This is a genomic window from Polaromonas potterensis (assembly GCF_033446725.1).
Taxonomy (GTDB): domain Bacteria; phylum Pseudomonadota; class Gammaproteobacteria; order Burkholderiales; family Burkholderiaceae_C; genus Polaromonas.
This window is the reverse complement of sequence record NZ_JAWQLX010000007.1, coordinates 239,023-258,705: the sequence shown is the minus strand read 5'-3', so window position 1 is coordinate 258,705 and position 19,683 is coordinate 239,023. Positions and strand designations below refer to the sequence as shown.

Annotated in this window: 20 protein-coding genes; 9 read left to right on the top strand and 11 right to left on the bottom strand. The window is 62.2% G+C overall.

What is annotated here, in order from left to right; all coding sequences use genetic code 11:
* Positions 1 to 3: 3 nt before the first annotated feature.
* Together R6254_RS14705 and R6254_RS14700 are read right to left on the bottom strand one after the other, a co-directional pair.
* Complete coding sequence (locus tag R6254_RS14705; protein WP_318407864.1) at positions 4 to 462, bottom strand: (2Fe-2S)-binding protein; 459 nt, start codon at positions 460 to 462, stop codon at positions 4 to 6.
* Between the two features lie 93 nt (positions 463 to 555).
* Positions 556 to 1,128: a TetR/AcrR family transcriptional regulator gene (locus R6254_RS14700; protein WP_318407863.1), complete on the bottom strand. Its 573-nt coding sequence runs from the start codon at positions 1,126 to 1,128 to the stop codon at positions 556 to 558.
* An 84-nt stretch (positions 1,129 to 1,212) separates the two neighbouring features.
* On the opposite strand from R6254_RS14700, the gene pdxH reads away from it, so the two are divergent.
* The gene (gene pdxH, locus R6254_RS14695) at positions 1,213 to 1,860 is read left to right on the top strand and encodes a pyridoxamine 5'-phosphate oxidase (protein ID WP_318407862.1); all 648 of its coding nucleotides are present in this window, start codon (positions 1,213 to 1,215) and stop codon (positions 1,858 to 1,860) included.
* 6 nt (positions 1,861 to 1,866) lie between these two features.
* Here pdxH and folK read toward each other — a convergent pair whose 3' ends face one another.
* The 5 genes from folK to R6254_RS14670 form a co-directional block, all read right to left on the bottom strand.
* Complete coding sequence (gene folK / locus R6254_RS14690) at positions 1,867 to 2,385, bottom strand: 2-amino-4-hydroxy-6-hydroxymethyldihydropteridine diphosphokinase (protein WP_318407860.1); 519 nt, start codon at positions 2,383 to 2,385, stop codon at positions 1,867 to 1,869.
* 8 nt (positions 2,386 to 2,393) lie between these two features.
* Positions 2,394 to 4,028, bottom strand: a complete 1,635-nt coding sequence (pcnB, locus tag R6254_RS14685; protein WP_318407859.1) for a polynucleotide adenylyltransferase PcnB — start codon at positions 4,026 to 4,028, stop codon at positions 2,394 to 2,396.
* Positions 4,029 to 4,090: 62 nt separating this feature from the next.
* Positions 4,091 to 4,762, bottom strand: a complete 672-nt coding sequence (locus R6254_RS14680; protein WP_318407890.1) for a histidinol-phosphatase — start codon at positions 4,760 to 4,762, stop codon at positions 4,091 to 4,093.
* Positions 4,763 to 4,818: 56 nt separating this feature from the next.
* Positions 4,819 to 5,505 carry a DnaA regulatory inactivator Hda gene (hda, locus tag R6254_RS14675; RefSeq protein ID WP_318407857.1) on the bottom strand — a complete coding sequence of 229 codons (687 nt, stop codon included), beginning with the start codon at positions 5,503 to 5,505 and terminating at the stop codon, positions 4,819 to 4,821.
* 17 nt (positions 5,506 to 5,522) lie between these two features.
* Positions 5,523 to 6,593 carry an AI-2E family transporter gene (locus R6254_RS14670; protein WP_318407855.1) on the bottom strand — a complete coding sequence of 357 codons (1,071 nt, stop codon included), beginning with the start codon at positions 6,591 to 6,593 and terminating at the stop codon, positions 5,523 to 5,525.
* Positions 6,594 to 6,685: 92 nt separating this feature from the next.
* On the opposite strand from R6254_RS14670, the gene purM reads away from it, so the two are divergent.
* The 3 genes from purM (at position 6,686) to R6254_RS14655 (ending at position 10,043) form a co-directional block, all read left to right on the top strand.
* On the top strand, positions 6,686 to 7,726 hold the full coding sequence (purM, locus tag R6254_RS14665; RefSeq protein ID WP_318407853.1) for a phosphoribosylformylglycinamidine cyclo-ligase: 1,041 nt from the start codon (positions 6,686 to 6,688) through the stop codon (positions 7,724 to 7,726).
* A 50-nt stretch (positions 7,727 to 7,776) separates the two neighbouring features.
* Positions 7,777 to 8,976 (top strand): MFS transporter, encoded by a 1,200-nt coding sequence (locus R6254_RS14660; RefSeq protein ID WP_318407851.1) that lies wholly within the window; start codon positions 7,777 to 7,779, stop codon positions 8,974 to 8,976.
* Positions 8,977 to 9,107: 131 nt separating this feature from the next.
* Positions 9,108 to 10,043 carry a ParA family protein gene (locus R6254_RS14655; protein WP_318407849.1) on the top strand — a complete coding sequence of 312 codons (936 nt, stop codon included), beginning with the start codon at positions 9,108 to 9,110 and terminating at the stop codon, positions 10,041 to 10,043.
* Positions 10,044 to 10,189: 146 nt separating this feature from the next.
* On the opposite strand, the gene R6254_RS14650 is transcribed toward R6254_RS14655, so the two are convergent.
* Both R6254_RS14650 and murJ read right to left on the bottom strand, forming a co-directional pair.
* Complete coding sequence (locus tag R6254_RS14650) at positions 10,190 to 11,041, bottom strand: SirB1 family protein (protein WP_318407847.1); 852 nt, start codon at positions 11,039 to 11,041, stop codon at positions 10,190 to 10,192.
* A 55-nt stretch (positions 11,042 to 11,096) separates the two neighbouring features.
* Positions 11,097 to 12,656 carry a murein biosynthesis integral membrane protein MurJ gene (gene murJ, locus R6254_RS14645; protein WP_318407845.1) on the bottom strand — a complete coding sequence of 520 codons (1,560 nt, stop codon included), beginning with the start codon at positions 12,654 to 12,656 and terminating at the stop codon, positions 11,097 to 11,099.
* Positions 12,657 to 12,815: 159 nt separating this feature from the next.
* On the opposite strand from murJ, the gene rpsT reads away from it, so the two are divergent.
* Entirely contained in the window at positions 12,816 to 13,118 is a 303-nt protein-coding gene (gene rpsT / locus R6254_RS14640) for a 30S ribosomal protein S20 (protein ID WP_092000580.1), read from the top strand.
* A 153-nt stretch (positions 13,119 to 13,271) separates the two neighbouring features.
* Here the strand turns inward: rpsT and R6254_RS14635 are convergent, their stop codons facing one another.
* Positions 13,272 to 13,589 carry a DUF3579 domain-containing protein gene (locus tag R6254_RS14635; protein WP_318407843.1) on the bottom strand — a complete coding sequence of 106 codons (318 nt, stop codon included), beginning with the start codon at positions 13,587 to 13,589 and terminating at the stop codon, positions 13,272 to 13,274.
* A 234-nt stretch (positions 13,590 to 13,823) separates the two neighbouring features.
* Between R6254_RS14635 and R6254_RS14630 the strand changes: the two genes are divergently transcribed.
* Positions 13,824 to 15,047, top strand: coding sequence for an aspartate aminotransferase family protein (locus R6254_RS14630; protein WP_318407842.1), 1,224 nt, complete (start codon positions 13,824 to 13,826; stop codon positions 15,045 to 15,047).
* Positions 15,044 to 15,979: an ornithine carbamoyltransferase gene (gene argF, locus R6254_RS14625; protein ID WP_318407841.1), complete on the top strand. Its 936-nt coding sequence runs from the start codon at positions 15,044 to 15,046 to the stop codon at positions 15,977 to 15,979. The genes R6254_RS14630 and argF overlap by 4 nt, the downstream gene beginning before the upstream one ends.
* Before the next feature lie 4 nt (positions 15,980 to 15,983).
* On the opposite strand, the gene R6254_RS14620 is transcribed toward argF, so the two are convergent.
* Entirely contained in the window at positions 15,984 to 16,949 is a 966-nt protein-coding gene (locus R6254_RS14620; RefSeq protein ID WP_318407839.1) for a LysR substrate-binding domain-containing protein, read from the bottom strand.
* 121 nt (positions 16,950 to 17,070) lie between these two features.
* Here R6254_RS14620 and R6254_RS14615 point away from each other — a divergent pair, with 121 nt between their 5' ends.
* Together R6254_RS14615 and R6254_RS14610 are read left to right on the top strand one after the other, a co-directional pair.
* Positions 17,071 to 18,075, top strand: coding sequence for a tripartite tricarboxylate transporter substrate binding protein (locus tag R6254_RS14615; protein WP_318407838.1), 1,005 nt, complete (start codon positions 17,071 to 17,073; stop codon positions 18,073 to 18,075).
* Between the two features lie 27 nt (positions 18,076 to 18,102).
* Positions 18,103 to 19,635, top strand: a complete 1,533-nt coding sequence (locus R6254_RS14610; protein ID WP_318407837.1) for a UxaA family hydrolase — start codon at positions 18,103 to 18,105, stop codon at positions 19,633 to 19,635.
* Positions 19,636 to 19,683: the final 48 nt, after the last annotated feature.

The window sequence follows — 19,683 nt, the reverse complement described above, 5'->3', positions numbered from 1 at the left end:
CCTTCAAGCCAGGGTCAAGGCCGCGTCTTTGATGGCGGCGCGGATACGGACATAAGTCCCGCAGCGGCAGATGTTGCCGGCCATGGCGGCGTTGATGTCCGCGTCTGTCGGCTTGGGCTTGGTTTTGAGCAAGGCGGTGGCACTCATCACCTGGCCGCTCTGGCAATAACCACATTGCGCCACATCGTGTTTGACCCAGGCCTGCTGCACCGCCCGGCCGACACGGTCGCTGGCGACAGCTTCGATGGTGGTGATTTTCTGGCCCACGGCCGCCGAGATTGGCGTCACGCAGGAACGAATGGCCGCGCCGTTGAGGTGCACGGTGCAGGCGCCGCACAAGGCCGCGCCGCAGCCGAACTTGGTGCCCGTCATGCCCAAGGTGTCACGCAAGGCCCAAAGAATGGGCGTGGATGCGTCGGCGTTGACGGACAGGTCTTTGCCGTTGATGTTCAGGGTTGGCATCGTGAAGCTCCTTGTGAAATCGAAGTTACAAGAAAATTATTTGGCGAATTTTTATTCGCTTAAATGGGGAAATTTTGCTGTGCCAGGTACGGCTCACGCCTTGATCGCATCCCAGCACAGGGTGAAAGCCGCCAGATGCACCGCCTCGTCATCGGGCAAGACCTGGGTACGGATCAGGTTGGCGGTCTCCCGCACCGAACCCACCACGCTGGCGGTCAACAAGGGCAGCGGCACGGGTTTAAAAATCTCCTGCTGCTGGCCCTCTTGCATCAGCGCGAGAAAGCCGGCCGCCAGCCGGGTCGACAACTCGCGGTTGCCCTGGGTGAACCACGGGGAGTTGTAATACTGCTCCTGGAAAACCACTTCGGCGTAACGTTCCAGCCGGTGTCGTAACAGATTGCCCCAGAGGCGGCGCACCCGGCTGCGCAGCGGGGTTCCGGGTTCCACACCGTCCATCAGGCGCTGCATAGTGGCAGTTTTGGCGTCCTGGTAAAGCTGGCTGATCAGCTCGTCTTTCGACGGGTAATACACGTACAAGGTACTGGTGGCGATGCCCGCCGTCCTGGCGATATCGGCCATGGTCAGCCCGCTCAAGCCGGTCTGGGCCACCCGCTCAAAGGTGGCCTCGGCAATCGCGCGCTGCTTTTCGTCGTCTTTGGGTTTCATGAGATCAGGCAATATAAACGAATAATTATTCGCTTTCAAGCCCCAGCACTTATTCAGCCCAAACGAGCGGGCACAATGGCAGGCATGAGCCCTTCTTCCGCCATCGCCGACCTGCGCAAAAGTTACGAACGCGCCGAACTCAACGAAGAGGCCTCGCAGGCCGACCCCCTGCTGCAGTTCGAGCAGTGGCTGCAGGAAGCCATACGCGCCGAGGTGCCCGAGCCCAATGCCATGACACTGGCGACGGTGGCCGGCAACGGTCGCCCCTCGACCCGCATTGTGCTGATCAAAGGTTACGACGAGCGCGGCATCACCTGGTTCACCAACTACGACAGCCGCAAAGGTCAGGAACTGGCGAGCAACCCGTATGCGGCCCTGCAGTTTCACTGGGTCGAACTGGAACGTGTGGTGCGTATTGAAGGGGTGGTTGAAAAAGTGTCCGCCGAAGAAAGCGACGCCTACTTCCACAGCCGGCCGCTGGACTCGCGTATCGGCGCCTGGGCCAGCCCGCAAAGCCAGGTGATAACCAATCGCAGCGTGCTGGTGGCCAACGCCGCGAAATACGGCGCGAAATTTCTGCTGCAACCGCCGCGTCCGCCGCATTGGGGCGGCTACCGGCTCAAGCCGGACAACTGGCAGTTCTGGCAAGGCCGCAAAAGCCGGCTGCATGACCGCCTGCGTTACACGCTGCAAGAAGACGGCGGCTGGTTGCGCGAGCGCCTGGCGCCCTGAACAACGTCAGTCGAGCCGTTTTATCACCTGATCCGCCACCGCGTCGCGTTGTGCTGGCGACACCAGCGCCGGGGCAATTTCCGCCAGCGGCAGCAGCACAAAAGCGCGCTGCATCATGCGCGGATGCGGAACCGTCAGCCGCACTGAGTCAATGCTGGCGCTGCCGTACAGCAGCAGGTCCAGATCCAGCGTGCGCGGCGCATTGCGGTAAGGCCGCTCACGGCCGGCTCCCTGCTCGAGTTTCTGAAGCTGGTCCAGCAAGGCGGGCGCCCTCAAGCCGGTTGACACTTCCACCACGGCATTGATGTAGTCCGGGCTGGCGGCCTCACGTTCCACCCCGTTGTCATTGGACAGCGCCCGGGTCTGGTACAGGCTGGAGCGCCGGGTGACACGGGTCAGCGGCAGGCCATCCAGAGCCTCCATCGCCTGCTGTACGGCGGCGCTGGCCGCGCCCAGATTGGCGCCTATGGCCACGTAGGCCGTGACCCGGCCGGTGCGATCAGACGGGTGTTCGCCCGCGCCCATGGCCAGGCTCAGAAGTCGGCTTGGCCGTCGGAAGCTGAGCTGGCAGGCGCCGCACCGGCTTCGCGGTTCACGGGCTTGCGGCGGCGCCTGCGCTTTTTGGCAGGCGCCGCGTCACCGAATTCACCTTGCTCACCCGGCTCGCCCGGTGTTGCCGGCGGCATACGGTCTGCATCCGGGCTGCTGCTGGCGCCGGCCACCGTGCGCGGCGCATCAGCATCGTTGCGTTTGACCCGGGTGCGCGGCGGCTGCGGTTTCTGCAGTTGCGCCAGGCGCGCCTGCTCGATCATTTCATGGCGCTCGTCGTCATAGGCGGTGCTGAACTTTTCCCACCACTCGGCCAGCTCGGTCTCGACTTCGCCGGTTTGCGCGCGCAGGCGCAGGAAGTCAAAACCGGCGCGGAAACGGGGTTGCTCCAGCAAGGAATAAGGCGAGCTGCCGCTGCGTTTTTCAAAACGCGGCTGCATGGTCCAGATCTCGCGCATATCTGTGCCCAGCTTGCCGCGACCCGAGACATCACCGATCTTGGCGTTGAAGGCATCGTCGATCGCGTCCTGCAGCGCCGGCATGACATGTTCGCCCTGCTTGCGGCGCCGTGCCCAACCTTCGCGCACATCGGCCCAGAGCACACAGGACAGCAAAAAGCTGGGCGCCACGGGTTTGCCTTCACCGACGCGACGGTCGGTGTCCCGCAGGGCCAGTTGCAAAAAGGGTTCTTCCGCCGTGTCCACCACCACGTCCAGCAGCGGGTAGATGCCGGTGTTCAGGCCCAGGAATTTAAGTTGCGCAATGCTGGCCAGCGCGTGGCCGGTTTGCAGCAGCTTGAGCATTTCGTCAAACAGACGCGACTGCGGCACATCGGCCAACAGGCCTTTCATGGCGCGCAAAGGCGCGGCGGTTTTTTCTTCGAAGGTGAAACCCAGCGCGCTGAGCTTGGCCGAAAAACGCACGGCGCGGATGATACGCACCGGGTCTTCGCGATAACGCGTGGCCGGGTCGCCAATCATGCGAATGATTTTTTTCTTCGAATCGCGGATGCCGTTGTGGTAGTCGACCACGATTTGTGTTTCCGGGTCGTAATACATGGCGTTGATGGTGAAGTCGCGCCGTGCGGCGTCTTCTTCCATCGGGCCCCAGACGTTGTCGCGCAAGACCCGGCCGGAGGCGTCCACGGCGTGTTTCATGCCCGCGAGTTCGCTTTTGCTGGTGCGTTCGTTGCCGCCGACCTGTTCGGCCAGGCTGCTGTCCAGGTGGGCACGGAAGGTCGAGACCTCGATCACCTCGTGTTCGCGACCACGGCCATAAATGACGTGAACAATGCGAAAACGCCGGCCAATGATGAAGGCGCGGCGGAACAGGCTTTTCACCTGCTCGGGCGTCGCATCGGTGGCCACGTCAAAGTCTTTGGGGCGCAAGCCGACCAGCAGGTCGCGCACCGCGCCGCCCACCACATAGGCCTCGTAACCGGCCTGTTTGAGGGTGCGGACCACGTCCATGGCACGTTCGTCGACCAGTTTGGGGTCAATCCCGTGGTCTTTGGGGCCCACTTCGCGGCGTTCGCCGAAAACTGATTTTTTGGGCCGTTTGGCGCTGTTGGCGGCGCTGTCGGATTTGCCAAACAGCTTGTCGATAAATTTTTTGATCATTGAATCAGGAGATTTTGCCGGACCGGCCGCGCTTGCAAGGCAAGGGCCACGGTCTGCGGCAGTTAGAACAGCTCAAGTATGCGCCATCCGCGCTCGGTGGCGATCGCCCGCAGGCGGTCGTCGGGATTGGTGGCCACCGGATGGGTGACTTTTTCCAGCAAAGGCAGGTCGTTCAGGGAGTCTGTGTAAAACGTGGTTTCCACCGTGTCCCAGTCCAGCCCGCGATCGGCCAACCACTGCTGGACCCGGGTCACCTTGCCCGCGCGAAAAGACGGTGTGCCGTGGATTTCACCGGTCAGCTGGCCGTCTGCGTCGCGTTCCAGCTCGACGGCAATCAGTTCCGTCACACCAAAGGCGGCGGCGATGGGCCGGGTCACGAACTCGTTGGTGGCCGTGACAATCACCACCTGGTCGCCCGCAGCCTGGTGCTGCCCGACCAGCGCCAGCGCCTGCTCCTTGATGCCGTTTTGCACGATTTCCCGCATGAACTGGGCGTGAGCAGCTATTGATTTTGTAGCGCCTTGCTCCCGGATGGCCTGGGTGGCAAAACGCACGTAGTCGTGTACATCGAGGGTGCCGGCCTGGTAATGCGCGAAAAACTCGGCATTGCGGCGTTTGAATTCGTGGCCGTCACACCAGCCCAGCGCGATCGTGAACTCGCCCCACTCGTAGTCGGAATCAAAAGGGATCAGCGTGTGATCGAGGTCAAACAAAGCCAGGCGCTTGACCCCCACGCTTGTCGCTTCGCGTACGTCGCTGCCCCCCGAGGGGGCTGTGCTGATAGGTAATGTCACAAGTTCTCCAGCATGGACTTGATCAGCGGGATGGTGATCGCGCGTTTGGTTTGCAGCGCGTACACATCCAGTTGGTCAAGCAGTTGCATCAGGTGGCCCAAGTCGCGGGAGAAGCGGCTCAGGATGAAATCCATGGCGTCGTCGCTGAGGAACACACCACGCGCATCGGCTTCCTGGCGCAACACGGCCCGGCGTTCCGGCTCGGTCAGCGCCTGCAGGGCAAACACATGGCCCCAGCCCAGTCGGGTGCGCAAGTCTTCGCGCAGCGCCAGATCGGCCGGGGGTGCGCTGCCGGCGGCCAGTACCCAGCGGGGATGGCCATCGGCGGCATTCAGGGCGTTGACGAACCAGTTGAACGCGGCCTGCTGCTGCACCGCGGTGTAGAGGTGGCAATCGTCCATGATCACCGCCGCCCAGTTGTCCTGGAACTCGGGCGGCTCCATCATCGAGGCATCGAGCCAGCCGACGGCGGCGCCCTGCTCGCGCAAGGCCTCACTCACGGCTTTGAGCAAATGCGTCTTGCCACTGCCCGGCTCGCCCCACAGGTAGGTCGGCACCGGGGAGCGCAGGCTGTTGCCGACCCACAACTCCAGGTGTTTGAGCGCCGCCTCGTTAGGCCCCGCAAAAAAATTGGCGAGTGATGGCGGCGAGGCCAACCCGATATCCAGTGCAATTTGTTTCATGCCAGTCATGGTTCGCGTCACCCCTGGTAGAGCCGGCTGCCGATGTAGCCGGCCCGCAAGCGGCGAATCGCGACCAGCAGCACCGCGCTGCTGGGCAACGCAATCAGCACGCCGAGAAAGCCAAACAGCTGACCAAAAGCCAGCAGGGCAAAAATAACCGCCAGCGGGTGCAGGCCGATACGCTCGCCCACCAGCCGCGGCGTCAGGTAAAAACTTTCCACCAGTTGTCCGGCGCCGTAAACACCGGCCACCACCAGCACGCCATAAAGGCTGCCAAACTGCAAGACCCCGGCCAGGAATGCCAGGATCATGCCCAGGCCAAAGCCCAGGAAGGGAATAAAAAAGGCCATCCCGGTGAACACCCCCACCGGCACGGCCAGATCAAAGCCGAACAGCGCCAGCGCCACGCTGAAATAAATCGCCAGCACCGCCATCACCAGCAACTGACCACGCAAATACTGGCCCAGCACCGAATCGGCCTCTTCCATGAAGCTGTCGAACGAGGCGCGCATCTTGGGCGGCACCAGTTCGAGCAACAGGGCGATGAATCGGTCCCAGTCCTTGAGCAGGAAAAACAGCGCCACCGGGATCAGTACCAGGTTGCCGACCAGGGCCAGCGCCACGCTGCCGCCCAGCTTCAGCGACGACAGGACGGATCCGAACGCATCTTCCACATTGGCATTGAGGTACTTGAGGACAAAGGCCTTGATACTGGCAACATCCAGCGACACCTTGATGCCGAACTGCGCCAGCCAGGGGCCCAAGGCGTTGTTGAGCCGCTCCGCCAGCACGGGCAACTGCTCACGCAGCAATGGCAACTCCTTGGCAAAAATCGGCACCACCAGCAGCAAAATGGACAACACAATCAAAATAAACACGGTTTCCACGATCAGGACCGCCAGCACACGCGGCAGCCGACCCTGGCCCGCGCCGTCCAGTTTGTCGACCAGCGGCGCCAGCGCATAAGCCAAAACACCCGCTACCACAAAGGGGGTCAACACCGGTCCCAGAAACCACAGCGCGAGCACAATCAAGGCGGCGATCAGGCACCAGGTCGCGGTGCGTTTTTGGGTAGAAGTAAATTGCATACAGCCTGACAGGGGTGAACCCTTAGAATCTTAGGCTGGATTCTATCGGGCTTGGTGCCCGAACCAGAGCACAGCCTACCCACTCAAGCAGCATGACCACCTCTTCTCCTACCCCCCTGAGCTACAAAGACGCCGGCGTTGACATTGACGCTGGTGACGCCCTGGTTGAACGCATCAAACCCCTGGCCAAAAAAACCATGCGTGAGGGGGTGCTGGCCGGCATTGGCGGTTTTGGCGCGTTGTTCGAGGTGCCCAAACGCTACAAGGAACCGGTGCTGGTCAGCGGCACCGACGGCGTGGGCACCAAGCTGCGCCTGGCTTTTGAGTGGAATATGCACGACACCGTGGGCATAGACCTGGTGGCCATGAGTGTCAACGACGTGTTGGTGCAAGGCGCCGAGCCGCTGTTTTTCCTCGACTATTTCGCCTGCGGCAAGCTGGATGTGGACACCGCCGCAGCCGTGGTCGGCGGCATTGCCAAGGGTTGCGAGCTCAGCGGCTGCGCCTTGATAGGCGGCGAAACCGCTGAAATGCCCGGCATGTACCCCGAAGGTGAATACGATCTGGCCGGTTTTGCGGTCGGCGCCGTCGAAAAATCCAAAATCCTGACCGGCAAAGATGTCAAGCCCGGCGACGTGGTCTTGGGCCTGGCCAGCAGCGGCGTACATTCCAACGGTTTCAGCCTGGTGCGCAAATGTATTGAACGCGCCGAAGACAAGCTGCCCGCCACGCTGGACGGCAAACCCTTCAAAGAGGCCCTGATGGAGCCAACCCGCCTCTACGTCATCAACGTGTTGGCCGCACTGGCTGCCCACCCGATCAAGGCGCTGGCCCACATCACCGGTGGCGGCCTGCTGGAAAACATTCCGCGTGTGTTGCCCGACGGCACCGCCGCCCACCTGAAAAAAGGCAGCTGGCCGCAGACCGAGTTGTTTGCCTGGCTGCAAAAAACGGCCGCTATCGACGACATTGAAATGAACCGCACCTTCAACAATGGCATCGGCATGGTGGTGGTGGTGGACGCCGCCAACGCCCAGGCCACAGCCCAAACCCTGCGTGAAGCCGGTGAGCAGGTCTACGAAATCGGCGTGATTGCCGCCAAAGGCGATGGCGCCGCGGTGACCGTCAGCTAAGCCGGGCCAAACGGCACGCGGCTGGCAGCGCAAACGTCCGCCCAGGCCGCATGCCCAACCCGCCAATCCCAACGCGTCTTCCCGCCGCCATCTGGGCGCTGGGTTTTGTCAGCCTGCTGATGGACATCTCCTCCGAGATGATCCACAGCCTGCTGCCGGTCTTCATGGTGACGGTGCTGGGAACCAGCATGTGGGCCGTCGGCCTGATTGAAGGTTTTGCCGAGGCCACGGCCCTGATCGTCAAAGTCTTTTCCGGCGTGCTCAGCGACTACTGGGGCAAACGCAAACCGTTGGCGGTCCTGGGTTATGGGCTCGGGGCAGCCTCGAAACCGCTTTTTGCGCTGGCCACCAGCACTGGCATGGTGCTCGCCGCCCGCCTGATCGACCGCATCGGCAAAGGCCTACGCGGCGCGCCACGTGATGCGCTGGTGGCCGACCTGGCCCCGCCCGGCATGCGCGGCGCGGCTTTTGGCCTGCGCCAGTCGCTGGACACGGTGGGCGCCTTCGTCGGGCCGCTGCTTGCCATGGGCTTGATGCTGCTTTGGGCGAATGATTTCCGGGCGATTTTCTGGGTCGCCATGGTGCCCGGTTTCATGGCCGTGGCGCTGCTGCTGGTGGGAGTGAAAGAACCTGCGCCCGCATGCAAAACCACAGAAACATCCCGGCGCAACCCGATCAGCAAAGACGAACTGCGACGCCTGAGCGCCCCGTACTGGCGCGTGGTGCTGATTGGCGCCGTGTTCACCCTGGCCCGCTTCAGCGAGGCATTTTTACTGCTGCGCGCGATGCAGGGCGGTCTGCCGATCGCCTACACGCCGCTGGTCCTCATCGCCATGAACGTGGTCTATGCACTGGGCGCTTACCCCTTTGGGAAACTGTCGGACAGCGTCAAGCACACCACCTTGCTGGCGTGGGGCCTGGGGGTGCTGATCGCCGCCGATGTGCTGCTGGCGTCCAGCAGCCACTGGACAACCGTGTGGGTCGGCGTGGCGCTATGGGGCCTGCACATGGCCATGACGCAGGGTCTGCTGGCCACCATGGTGGCCGACGCCGCGCCGCCCGACCTGCGCGGCACCGCCTTCGGTTTTTTCAATCTTGTCAGCGGCCTGGCCATGCTGGTGGCCAGTACGCTGGCCGGTGTTTTGTGGGACCAGTGGGGCGCACCTGTCACCTTTGTCGCAGGCGCCGCTTTCAGCCTGATGGCACTGGCGCTGCTGTGGCGCTGGCGCGACGCCCGGCCCCCAGGCTGACGCCGAACCCGCCCGAATAGGTCTTTTTTGCTACAAAAATACTAGCTACTCATGCCCGTCCAGATTGGCCAAACTAGACTTTTTGCCATTTCTGCATCAAACTGTTTGATTCATCCGTTTCTGGAGGAGTCATGCCGGTCATCGCAGTCGTCAACCGCAAGGGAGGCAGTGGCAAAAGCACACTGGCTGCCCACATCGCGGCTTGGGTAGCGCGCCAGGGCAGCTCGGTCATGCTCGGCGACGTGGACCGCCAGCAATCGGCGCGCGCCTGGCTGAAACGCCGCGACGCCGCCCTGCCGCTGATCGCCCCCTGGGCCGTGGACCAGAAAAACATGCTACGGGTGCCGACCGGCATCACCCACGTGGTGCTGGACACCCCTGGCGGCCTGCACGGCTTCGAGTTGGCGCGGGTGGTGATGTTTGCCGACGCCATCGTGATGCCGGTGTGCCATTCCATCTTTGACCGTGAATCGGCTGAGGCCTGCCATGCCGAGCTGATGAGCTTGCCACGTGTGACCAGCGGCCGCTGTCGCCTCGCGGTGGTGGGCATGCGTATCGACGGTCGCACCCATGCCGCAAAAACCCTGGACGTCTGGGCGGAATCGCTGGGCCTGCCTTTTCTGGGCGCGCTGCGTGAAACACAGCTCTATGTACGCAGCCTGGAACGCGGACTGACCATGTTTGATTTGCCACCCCAACTGGCGGCGGCCGATCTGGCGCAATGGGCGCCTATTTTGCAATGGCTGCAGCCCCTGCTCTACCCGCCGCTAGCGGCCAATGACAGCGCGGCCACCCCGCGCCCGCCCGCACGAAGTCTGGCCCCCAAAGGGGCGGCATCGCCGCAAACCCAGCCCGAGGAAGTGGTGTCCAAACAGCGAGGTTCGCTGCCCAACAGCCTGATGCTGGCGCAGGAGTCCATGGTGCATGGCGGGCGCCTGTCAACGCTGAGTGGCAGCCGCCCAGCTACTGGGCCGCATCAGCCGGCCAGCCAACCCACGCTGGTGCGCACGCCCAGCCGTTCGGTCGATGGGCGACAGATTCCGCAGTTTTTAAAACGCAGTGGCTGACACCCTGAGCCCCCACGCTCGTCACTTCGTGTACTTCGCGGCCCCCCGAGGGGGTGCATTTTTCCTTGGGGCGGCCCTGCGGAAAAACCTGGCCCCCACCTTCGCTCAACTAGCGTGTAGCCCTCTGCCTCCGAAAGGGCGCCGCGTCAGCTTTTCTGGCGCCGCAACTGGGCCAGGCGGTCGGCCACCCTGTCCAGGTCCAGCGCGTCCTCGGTGTGGTCCAGGTAAATTTCCAGATCGGGCACGGCGCGACCGGACTCGCCCTGTTCGGCCAGCGCCAGGCCGCGGTCGCGGTATTCGGCCCAGGCTTCGGGAAGCAGCACGATCAAGCGGTCCTGCACGGCAATCAGCCGCGGCCAGTCCTGCTGGTTTTTGTGGATCTCTTTGAGATTGCGCAACATACGACCGATGATGTCGCGCGCAGGCACGGACTGCAGGTAGAGGCCGATCGGCACCTCGAACTCGTCGACCAGGCCGCTGCGTTGCCGGAAAGGCTCCAGCCGCTCGGACAGTTCTTCGCGGCTCAGGGAATGGCCGGTAAACGGATCAATGACCACCTGGCCCTTGGGCAGGTTGACCTTGACCATGAAGTGACCCGGGAAAGCCACGCCGCGGGCATTGAGCCCCAGGCCACCGGCCAACTCCAGCCACAACACGGCCAGCGTGATCGGGATGCCGCGCCGGGTGCGCAGCACCGCGTTCAGGTAGCTGTTGTCGGGATCGTAATAGTCATTGATATTGCCGCCGAAATTCAGGTCGCGAAAAAAAAACTGGTTCAGCATCCGCAGCTTCTGCAGGGCCGAGGCATCACCCGGCAAGCGGCGTTTCAGGCGGGCCAGCAACTGGTCCACATCACCCAGCACCTGCTGCACATCCAGATCGGGATACTCGTCCTGGGCCACACAGGCGGCGGCTTCCAGCAGCGGAAAATGCACATCGCTTTGCACCAGGCTGGCAAAGTATTGCAGGGGCGACGGGACCGCGAAATTCAATGGCATGGCACTACTTTCTCACAAAGCGCCGGGCAGCGCGAGCCCAAGTCTTTACCAAGCGTTACCGGCGCATGAGCTTGCGGACTTTCAGGCCGCTTGCCCAAAGCGCTCCGAAATAGATAGCGCCTGACGCACACAGGACAAGGGCTAGAAGCCAAATTCTCTTGAAAGATTCGGCCCGCAGCCCGGTCCAGCTGACGGCTTGGGCCGACCACATCAAAAACACCGCCAGCAGCGCGCTGGCCGCCACCACCTGCAGCGCAAACACCGCCCAGCCCGGTGCCGGTTTGTAACTTCCTCGCCGCAACAGCCCCAGCAACAACCACAAGGCGTTGATCAACGCGCCAATGGCGATCGAGAGTGTCAGGGCCGCATGTTGCAGCAAGGGCACCAGAAAATAGTTCAGCACCTGCGTGAGTACCAGCACACACACAGCGATACGCATCGGCGTGCGCATGTCGTGCCTGGCATAAAAGCCCGGGGCCAGCACCTTGACGGCGACGATGCCCAGCAGCCCCACGCCATAGTTGCTCAGCGCGGCCGTCGTGCGCTGAACGTCGGCGTCACTGAACGCGCCATAGTGGTACAACACCGCGACCAGTGGCTGCGAAAAAACCAGCAAGGCCACGGCACAGGGCACCGACAGCAGAACCACCAGACGCAGCCCCCAGTCGAGCATGGCGGAGTAACGTTCCTCGTCCTGACTGCCGCGCGCCGCGGCCAGTTGCGGCATCAGCACCACCCCCAGGGCCACGCCCAGCATGGCGGTGGGAAACTCCATGAGGCGATCCGCATAGGTGATCCAGCTCACGCTGCCGGTGGCCAGATGCGAGGCGATCTGGGTGTTGATCAGCAGCGATATCTGCGCCACGCTCACCCCCAGCAAGGCCGGCAACATCAGGCCCAGTACCTTGCGCGTCTCCGGATCCTTCCAGGACTGGCGCAAGGCCGTCAAGCTGGCACCGATACGCGGCAACAAACCCAGGCGCCGCAGCGCAGGCAGTTGCAGGCCCAACTGCAACACGCCGCCCACCATCACCCCCACACATTGGGCGTAAATCGGCTCGATGCCGTGCCTGGCGAACCAGGGTGCGCCCAAGGTGATGGAACCGATCAGCGCCACATTCAGTAACACCGGCGAGGCAGCAGGCACAGCAAACCGGCGCCAGGTATTGAGAATGCCGCCGGCCAGCGCGACCAGCGACATAAAGCCGATGTAAGGAAACATCCAACGGGTCATCACCACGGCGGCGCTGTAAGCCGGCGGCTTCAGCCCGCTTGCCATGGCCCACACCATCAGCGGCGCAGCCAGCACACCCGCCACGCAGAGCAAAACCAGCGCCCAGGTCAGCAAGGTCGCGACATGGTCTATCAGTTGTTTGGCGCCCTCTTCGCCTTTCTCCGCCTTGCAGGCTGCCAGTACCGGCACAAAAGCCTGGCTGAAAGCACCTTCGCCGAGCACACGTCGAAACAGGTTGGGGATTCGGAAAGCGACGTTGAAGGCGTCGGTCATGGCACTGACGCCAAACACCGAGGCCATCAACAGATCACGGACCAGGCCTGTGACGCGCGAGGCCAGCGTCAGCAGGGAAACGGTGGAGGCGGCTTTGAAAAGTGACACGGGGGGAGTGTACTGGCCCCTACGTTCGCTCACTTCGTGTAGCTCTCTGCCCCCCGAGGGGGCAGCGCAGTACGCGAAGCGACAAGCGTGGGGGCTGCTATAATCGTTGGCTTTGCTGCATCATCCACAGACTCCTCCCTGGATTAAAGGAAATTTATTATGGCAACCGCCAAACCCAAGAAAAAGAACCCCCGCCTGGCCTCCGGCCGCAAACGCGTCCGCCAGGACGTCAAACTCAATGCCGCGAATACCTCGCTGCGTTCCAAATACCGCACCGCTGTGAAAAACGTCGAAAAAGCCGTTGCAGCTGGTGACAAAGACAAAGCCAAGGACTTGTTCGCCAAGGCCCAAAGCATTGTGGACACGATTTCCGACAAGGGCATCTTCCACAAAAACAAGGCCGCTCGCGACAAGAGCCGTCTGTCCGCCAAGGTGAAAGCCCTGGCCCTGAAAGCCGCCTAAACATTTAGGCAAATCGCCCGGACGGTATTTCTCACGAAATTCCGCTCTGCCGTTTTGTAGGGTGCGCTGCAGCAAAAGTAAGAAACCGCCTTTCGGCGGTTTTTTTACGTCGGTACTTTTCGGATCGGAATGACTTCTGCCCGCCAGGGCCGCTCAGGGCTTGGGAGGATCAGGCAGCAGACAAGCCTCGGCCATCTGCAAGTCATTGTCTTTGGCGAAGTTGATGGCGAAGTCCCAGGCCATGGGCTCGTACGCGCGCAACTCGCTGTTGACCACGACACATTTGATGCCGTTGATCAAGGTGGGGACACACCAGGGTGAATACGTCAGGTGACTGCCGGGCTGCGGTCCGCCGGGGCGAAACTGGCTCATCACGCCACACAGCCGGTCGGCCCAATCACTCGGGCGAAAGGTTTTGCCGTCGCGGGTGATGCCCTGAATGAAGACTTCTTTGGCGGAGTTGGAGACCATCGGGTTGAGGGTTTTTCGCGTGCCAGAGACAAGGATAGCGTCATCATGCTGCACCGCACAATGATTCTATCTTATATAAGACCTGCATCCCCGCTTTAAGGAATAGCCGCCGACTCCGCGCATTGCTGTGATGCAGCATCCTCACAAAAGACCGCAAACTCTGCGCCTAAAATCACTTCAGACCCGTCGATCTGATCGCGGCCACCTGTTTTGCAATGTTCCCGGAGTTCCCCCATGACCGCTGCCCTGCCCCAACACATCGAAGCCGACTCTCCTCACGTGATGAACACCTACGGCCGTCTGCCGATCGCACTGTCGCATGGCCAGGGCTGCCGCGTGTGGGATGTCAATGGCAAGGCCTACCTCGATGGCCTGGGCGGCATTGCCGTCAACACGCTGGGCCACAACCACCCGCGCCTGGTGCCGGCCTTGCAGGACCAGATTGCCAAAATCATCCACAGCTCCAACTACTACCATGTGCCCAACCAGGAAGTGCTGGCCGCCAAGCTGGTGGAGCTGTCGGGCCTGGAAAACGTGTTTTTCTGCTCCACCGGCCTGGAAGCCAACGAAGCCGCGCTGAAACTGGCGCGCAAGTTTGGCCATGACCAGGGCATTGAACGCCCCGAAATTGTGGTCTACGACAAAGCCTTTCATGGCCGCAGCATTGCCACCCTCAGCGCCACCGGCAATACCAAGGTGCAGGCCGGGTTTGGCCCGCTGGTCGAGGGTTTTATCCGCGTGCCGCTGAACGACATTCCCGCCCTGGAAGCCGCGACCGCCGGCAACCCGAACGTGGTCGCGGTATTTTTTGAAGCCATCCAGGGTGAAGGCGGTATCAACCCGATGGACGCCGACTACATGAAGCAGGTGCGCGCCTTGTGCGACCAGCGCGGCTGGCTGCTGATGATTGACGAAGTGCAATGCGGCATGGGCCGCACCGGCAAATGGTTTGCGCACCAGTGGGCCGGCATCAAGCCGGACGTGATGCCGCTGGCCAAAGGCCTGGGCTCGGGCGTGCCTATCGGCGCCGTGGTCGCCGGCCCCAAGGCGGCCCACATTTTTGGCCCCGGCAACCACGGCACCACCTTTGGCGGCAACCCGCTGGCCATGCGCGCCGGTGTCGAGACTCTGCGCATCATGGAAGAAGACGGCCTGCTGGCCAATGCTGCCAAAGTGGGTGCTCACCTGAAAGCAGCACTCAGCCGTGAACTGGCCGCCGAGCTGGCCTCCGGTGCGGTCAAGGAAATTCGCGGCCTGGGCCTGATGTTAGGCATAGACCTGGCCAAACCTTGTGGTGAGCTGGTCAAACGCTGCGCCGACAAGGGTTTGCTGATCAGTGTGACGGCCGACACCGTGATCCGCCTGGTGCCGCCCCTGATCCTCACGGAAGCCGAAGCCGATGAAATGGTCTCTATCCTGTGCCCGCTGATCAAGCAGTTGCTGGGAGAAAAGCCATGAGTGCCGCCGCGACAAAAACCATCCGCCATTTTTTGCAGTTCAGCGATTTCAACGCCGCTGAATACGCCTGGCTGTTCGAACGTGCCGCCCTGATCAAGAAAAAATTCAAGGCCTACGAAAAACACCAGCCGCTGGTGGACCGCACGCTGGCCATGATTTTCGAAAAAGCCTCGACCCGCACCCGCGTGAGTTTTGAAGCCGGCATGTACCAGATGGGCGGCAGCGTGGTGAACCTCACCACGGAAGGCAGCCAACTGGGTCGCGCCGAGCCGATTGAAGACAGCGCCAAGGTCATCAGCCGCATGGTGGATCTGGTGATGATCCGGACCTATGAGCAGACCAAAATTGAGCGTTTCGCCGAAAATTCCCGCGTGCCGGTCATCAACGGCCTGACCAACGAGTTTCACCCCTGCCAGATCCTGGCCGACATCTTCACCTACATCGAACACCGCGGCAGCATCCAGGGCAAAACGGTGGCCTGGGTCGGCGACGGCAACAACATGGCCAACACCTGGCTGCAGGCCAGTGAAATCCTGGGCTTCAAGGTGCACCTGAGCACCCCCAGCGGTTACGAAGTCGACCAGTCCGTGGCCGGCATCCGCTCCGCCGAAAGTTACAAGGTCTTCAAAGACCCCATGCAAGCCTGCGCCGGTGCCGACCTGGTCACCACCGACGTCTGGACCAGCATGGGTTACGAGGCCGAGAACGAAGCACGAAAAAAAGCCTTTGCCGACTGGTGTGTGGACAGCGACATGATGAAGGCCGCCAAACCGGATGCCTTGTTCATGCATTGCCTGCCCGCACATCGCGGTGAAGAAGTCGAAGCCGATGTGATCGACGGGCCGCAGTCCGTGGTCTGGGACGAAGCGGAAAACCGACTGCATGTGCAGAAGGCGCTCATGGAGTTCCTGCTGCTGGGCCGGATTGAATGAAGTTTTAAGCCTTTTTGGCCACAGCCTTGTCAGGCAGTCGGCCAGCTTTGGCGCTCAGACGTAAACAATCCATCAGTTGCTCGCTGCTCGGCGTCAGTCGCCGCCCGCGCATGGTGATGAGTCCTATGGGCGGCAGTTCAATCGGCACCTCGATCGGCAACACCGCCAGCAAACCCTCCTTCTGAAAGTGCAGGCCAACCGAACGCGCCAAAAAACCGGCGGCGTCGCGCTCCTTGACAAAGGTCGTGAGTGCCAGGAATGACGAGGTTTCGAGGATGTCGACCGGTGGATTCAGGCCGTAGCGATAAAAGGTCTGCTCGATCTTCACGCGCAGCGAGGCCCAGGGCGGAGGCAACACGCAGGGCATGACGGCCAGATCGCTCCAGCCCGGCTTTTTCTTGCGCGTGAGTGCATGGCCACGCTTGACCACGGCCACCATGGGTTCGTTGAACAGGGCTTCGGTCACCAGGTCAGGCGCGGCATAACCGGGCTCCAGCCGGCCCACAAACAGATCCAGCTCACCCAGGCGCAATTTGGGCAGCAGGTGGGTCAGATCACCCTCCTCGACCAACACCGTCGCCTGCGCCGAACGCTGCTTGAGCAACTTGACCGCGCCCGCCAGCAACACCGGCATGGCCACCACCATGGAACCCACACGCGTGCGCCCCGCCGCACCGCTGGCCACCGCCGCAATCTCGTCGCGCGTGCGCTCGTACTCGGCCAGCACCGAACGGGCAAAACGAACAATGGCTTGGCCACTGGTCGTGGGCTCGGTGCCGCGGGTCGAGCGCTCAAACAGCACTAGGTCGAACATGTTTTCGACCTCGGTCAGCATTTTTGACACCGCGGGCTGGCTGACAGACAGGAACTCGGCGGTTCTGCCCAGATGCCGGAACTGGTCCAGCGCCACCATCAGCTGCAAGTGACGTAACTTGATGTTGGAGCGTAAAACGCGGTCGATATGGGCCATGGGCCATCTTAACCAAAGTTAACCTTTAGGCTATGAAGCAATTCCATTATTCGAATGGATTGTTATGAAGAAGCTGGCAACAATCGGCGCACAAGCCATCAATCCACCCCGCGGAGACAACATGCCCACGTCGAATTTCCCAGCCAGCGGCAAGCGCCGCAGCCTGCTCATCGCTACTGCCGGTGCCGCTGCGGCCGCCCTACTGACTCCCCTGCGCGCGTTGGCCCAAGCTTATCCCGAGCGTCCCATCACCTTCATCTGCCCCTGGCCTGCCGGCGGCACGGCCGACCAGTCGATGCGCGCCTTGTGCCAGGTGGCGTCGCGCGTGCTGGGCCAGGCCATTGCGCTTGAAAACAAGGTCGGTGCCTCCGGCATGATTGGCACCAAGGCCATGGCTTCTGCCAAACCCGATGGTTACACCATTGGCCAGATCCCCATTTCCGTCACACGTTTTTCGCAACTCGGCACGCTGCAACTGGACCCGCTGAAGGACTTGACCTACCTGGCGCGCACGTCGGGCCAGACCTTCGGGATTGCCACCCCGGCGGAGTCACGTTTCAAGTCGCTGCAGGACGTCGTGGCCTTTGCCAAGGCCAACCCCGGCAAGCTGACCTACGCCCATGCGGGCATAGGCGGCGCCACCCACGTGGGCATGGAAGAGTTTGCGCTGGCCGCAGGCATACAGTTCAACCATGTGCCTTACAAGGGTGGTGCCGAAGCCCTGCAAGCCGTGTTGGGCGGTCATGTGGACCTGTTGGCCGATTCCAGCTCCTGGGCGCCACACGTCGAAGCCGGCAAGCTCAAGCTGCTCGCGACCTGGGGCGAGCGCCGCACCGCCCGCTTCAAGGATGCGCCCACGCTCAAGGAGCTGGGCTACAACGTTGTGGTTGATGCGCCCAATGGCATTGGCGCGCCGAAAGGCCTGGACCCGGCCATCGCCAAAAAGCTGCGCGACGCGTTTCGCATCGCTGTGGCCAGTCCCGAGTTCAAACAAGTGGCCGACAAAATTGACGCGCCTGTGCTCTACCTGGATGGCCCCGACTATGAAAAATATGTGGCCGGTATCTACCAGAAAGAGACCGTCCTGATCGACAGGCTCAAGCTCAAGGAACTGATGAAAAGCTGATCGCGCGCGATCTGCCCGGCCCACACCATGACCCCAAGCACCATCAGTCCACTCATACGCCTGCACGCCAACGACAACGTGCTGGTGGCCAAAACCGCACTGTCGCTCGGACAGGAATTGCCGGAGATAGGCGCACGCGCCCGCGCACAAGTGCCGGCCGGCCACAAGATCGCGGCGCGACCCATTGCCGAGGGTGAACGCATCCTGAAGTACGACACGGTGATTGGCATGGCCGCGCGAAACATCGAACCAGGCGACTACGTGCATGCGCACAACATGAAACTGGTGGATTTTGAACGTGACCCGGCTTTTGGCCAGGACGTGCGGCCGGTGGACTATGTACCAGAAGCCGAACGCGCCACCTTCATGGGTTATCTGCGCCCCGATGGCCGCGTGGGCACGCGCAACTTCATCGGCATTTTGTCGTCAGTCAATTGCTCGGCCACCGTCATCAAGAACATTGCGGCCCACTTCACGCCCGAGCGGCTGGCGGCCTTTCCGCATGTGGACGGCGTGGCCGCGTTCGCGCAAACCAGCGGCTGCGGCATGTCGTCGCCCAGCGAACATTTCGACGTGCTGCGCCGCACGCTGGCCGGCTACGCGCGCCACCCGAATCTGGCTGGCGTGCTGATTGTTGGCCTGGGCTGCGAGCGCAACCAGGTGTCATCGCTGGTGGAGTCGCAAGGCCTGGCGACCAGCAAGCTCATGCGCACCATGGTGATGCAGGAGATAGGCGGCACCCGTGCCACGATTGAAGCCGGCATTGCCGCCGTTTATGAGATGTTGCCCGAAGCAAATACAGCCCGGCGCCGGGCGGTGCCGGCCAGTCATTTGAAGATTGGCCTGGAGTGCGGCGGCTCGGATGGTTTTTCGGGCATCACGGCCAATCCGGCGCTCGGCGCGGCCATGGACATCCTGGTGCGCCACGGCGGCACGGCCATCCTGTCGGAGACGCCCGAGATTCACGGCGTGGAATACATGTTGACGCGCCGGGCGGTCAGCCCCGAAGTGGGTCAGAAGCTGCTGGACCGGCTGGCCTGGTGGGAAACATACACGGCAGGCCAGAACGCCCAGTTCAACGGCGTGGTCGGGCACGGCAACCAGGCCGGGGGCCTGGCCAACATTTTCGAAAAATCACTGGGTTCGGCCATGAAAGGCGGCACCACGCCGCTGCAGGCGGTCTACGAATACGCCGAGCCGATCGACCGCAACGGCTTTGTGTTCATGGACTCACCCGGTTACGACCCAGTGGCCTCGACGGGCCAGATCGCCAGCGGCGCCAACCTGATCTGCTTCACCACGGGCCGCGGCTCGATGTTTGGCTCCAAGCCCGCACCCACCATCAAGCTGGCCAGCAACACGCCCATGTTCAAACGCCTGGAAGAAGACATGGACATCAACTGCGGCGCCATCCTCGATGGCGACCTGGACGTGCCGCAGATGGGCCAGCAGATTTTCGAACAAATCCTGCGCCATGCGTCAGGCGAGCCCACCAAGAGCGAGGCGCTGGGCCTGGGCGACCACGAATTCGTGCCCTGGCACCTGGGCATCGTCAGTTAAGAGTAGCTATCAAAAAAATAGCTATTGACGCTCATTCCATAAGGGCTA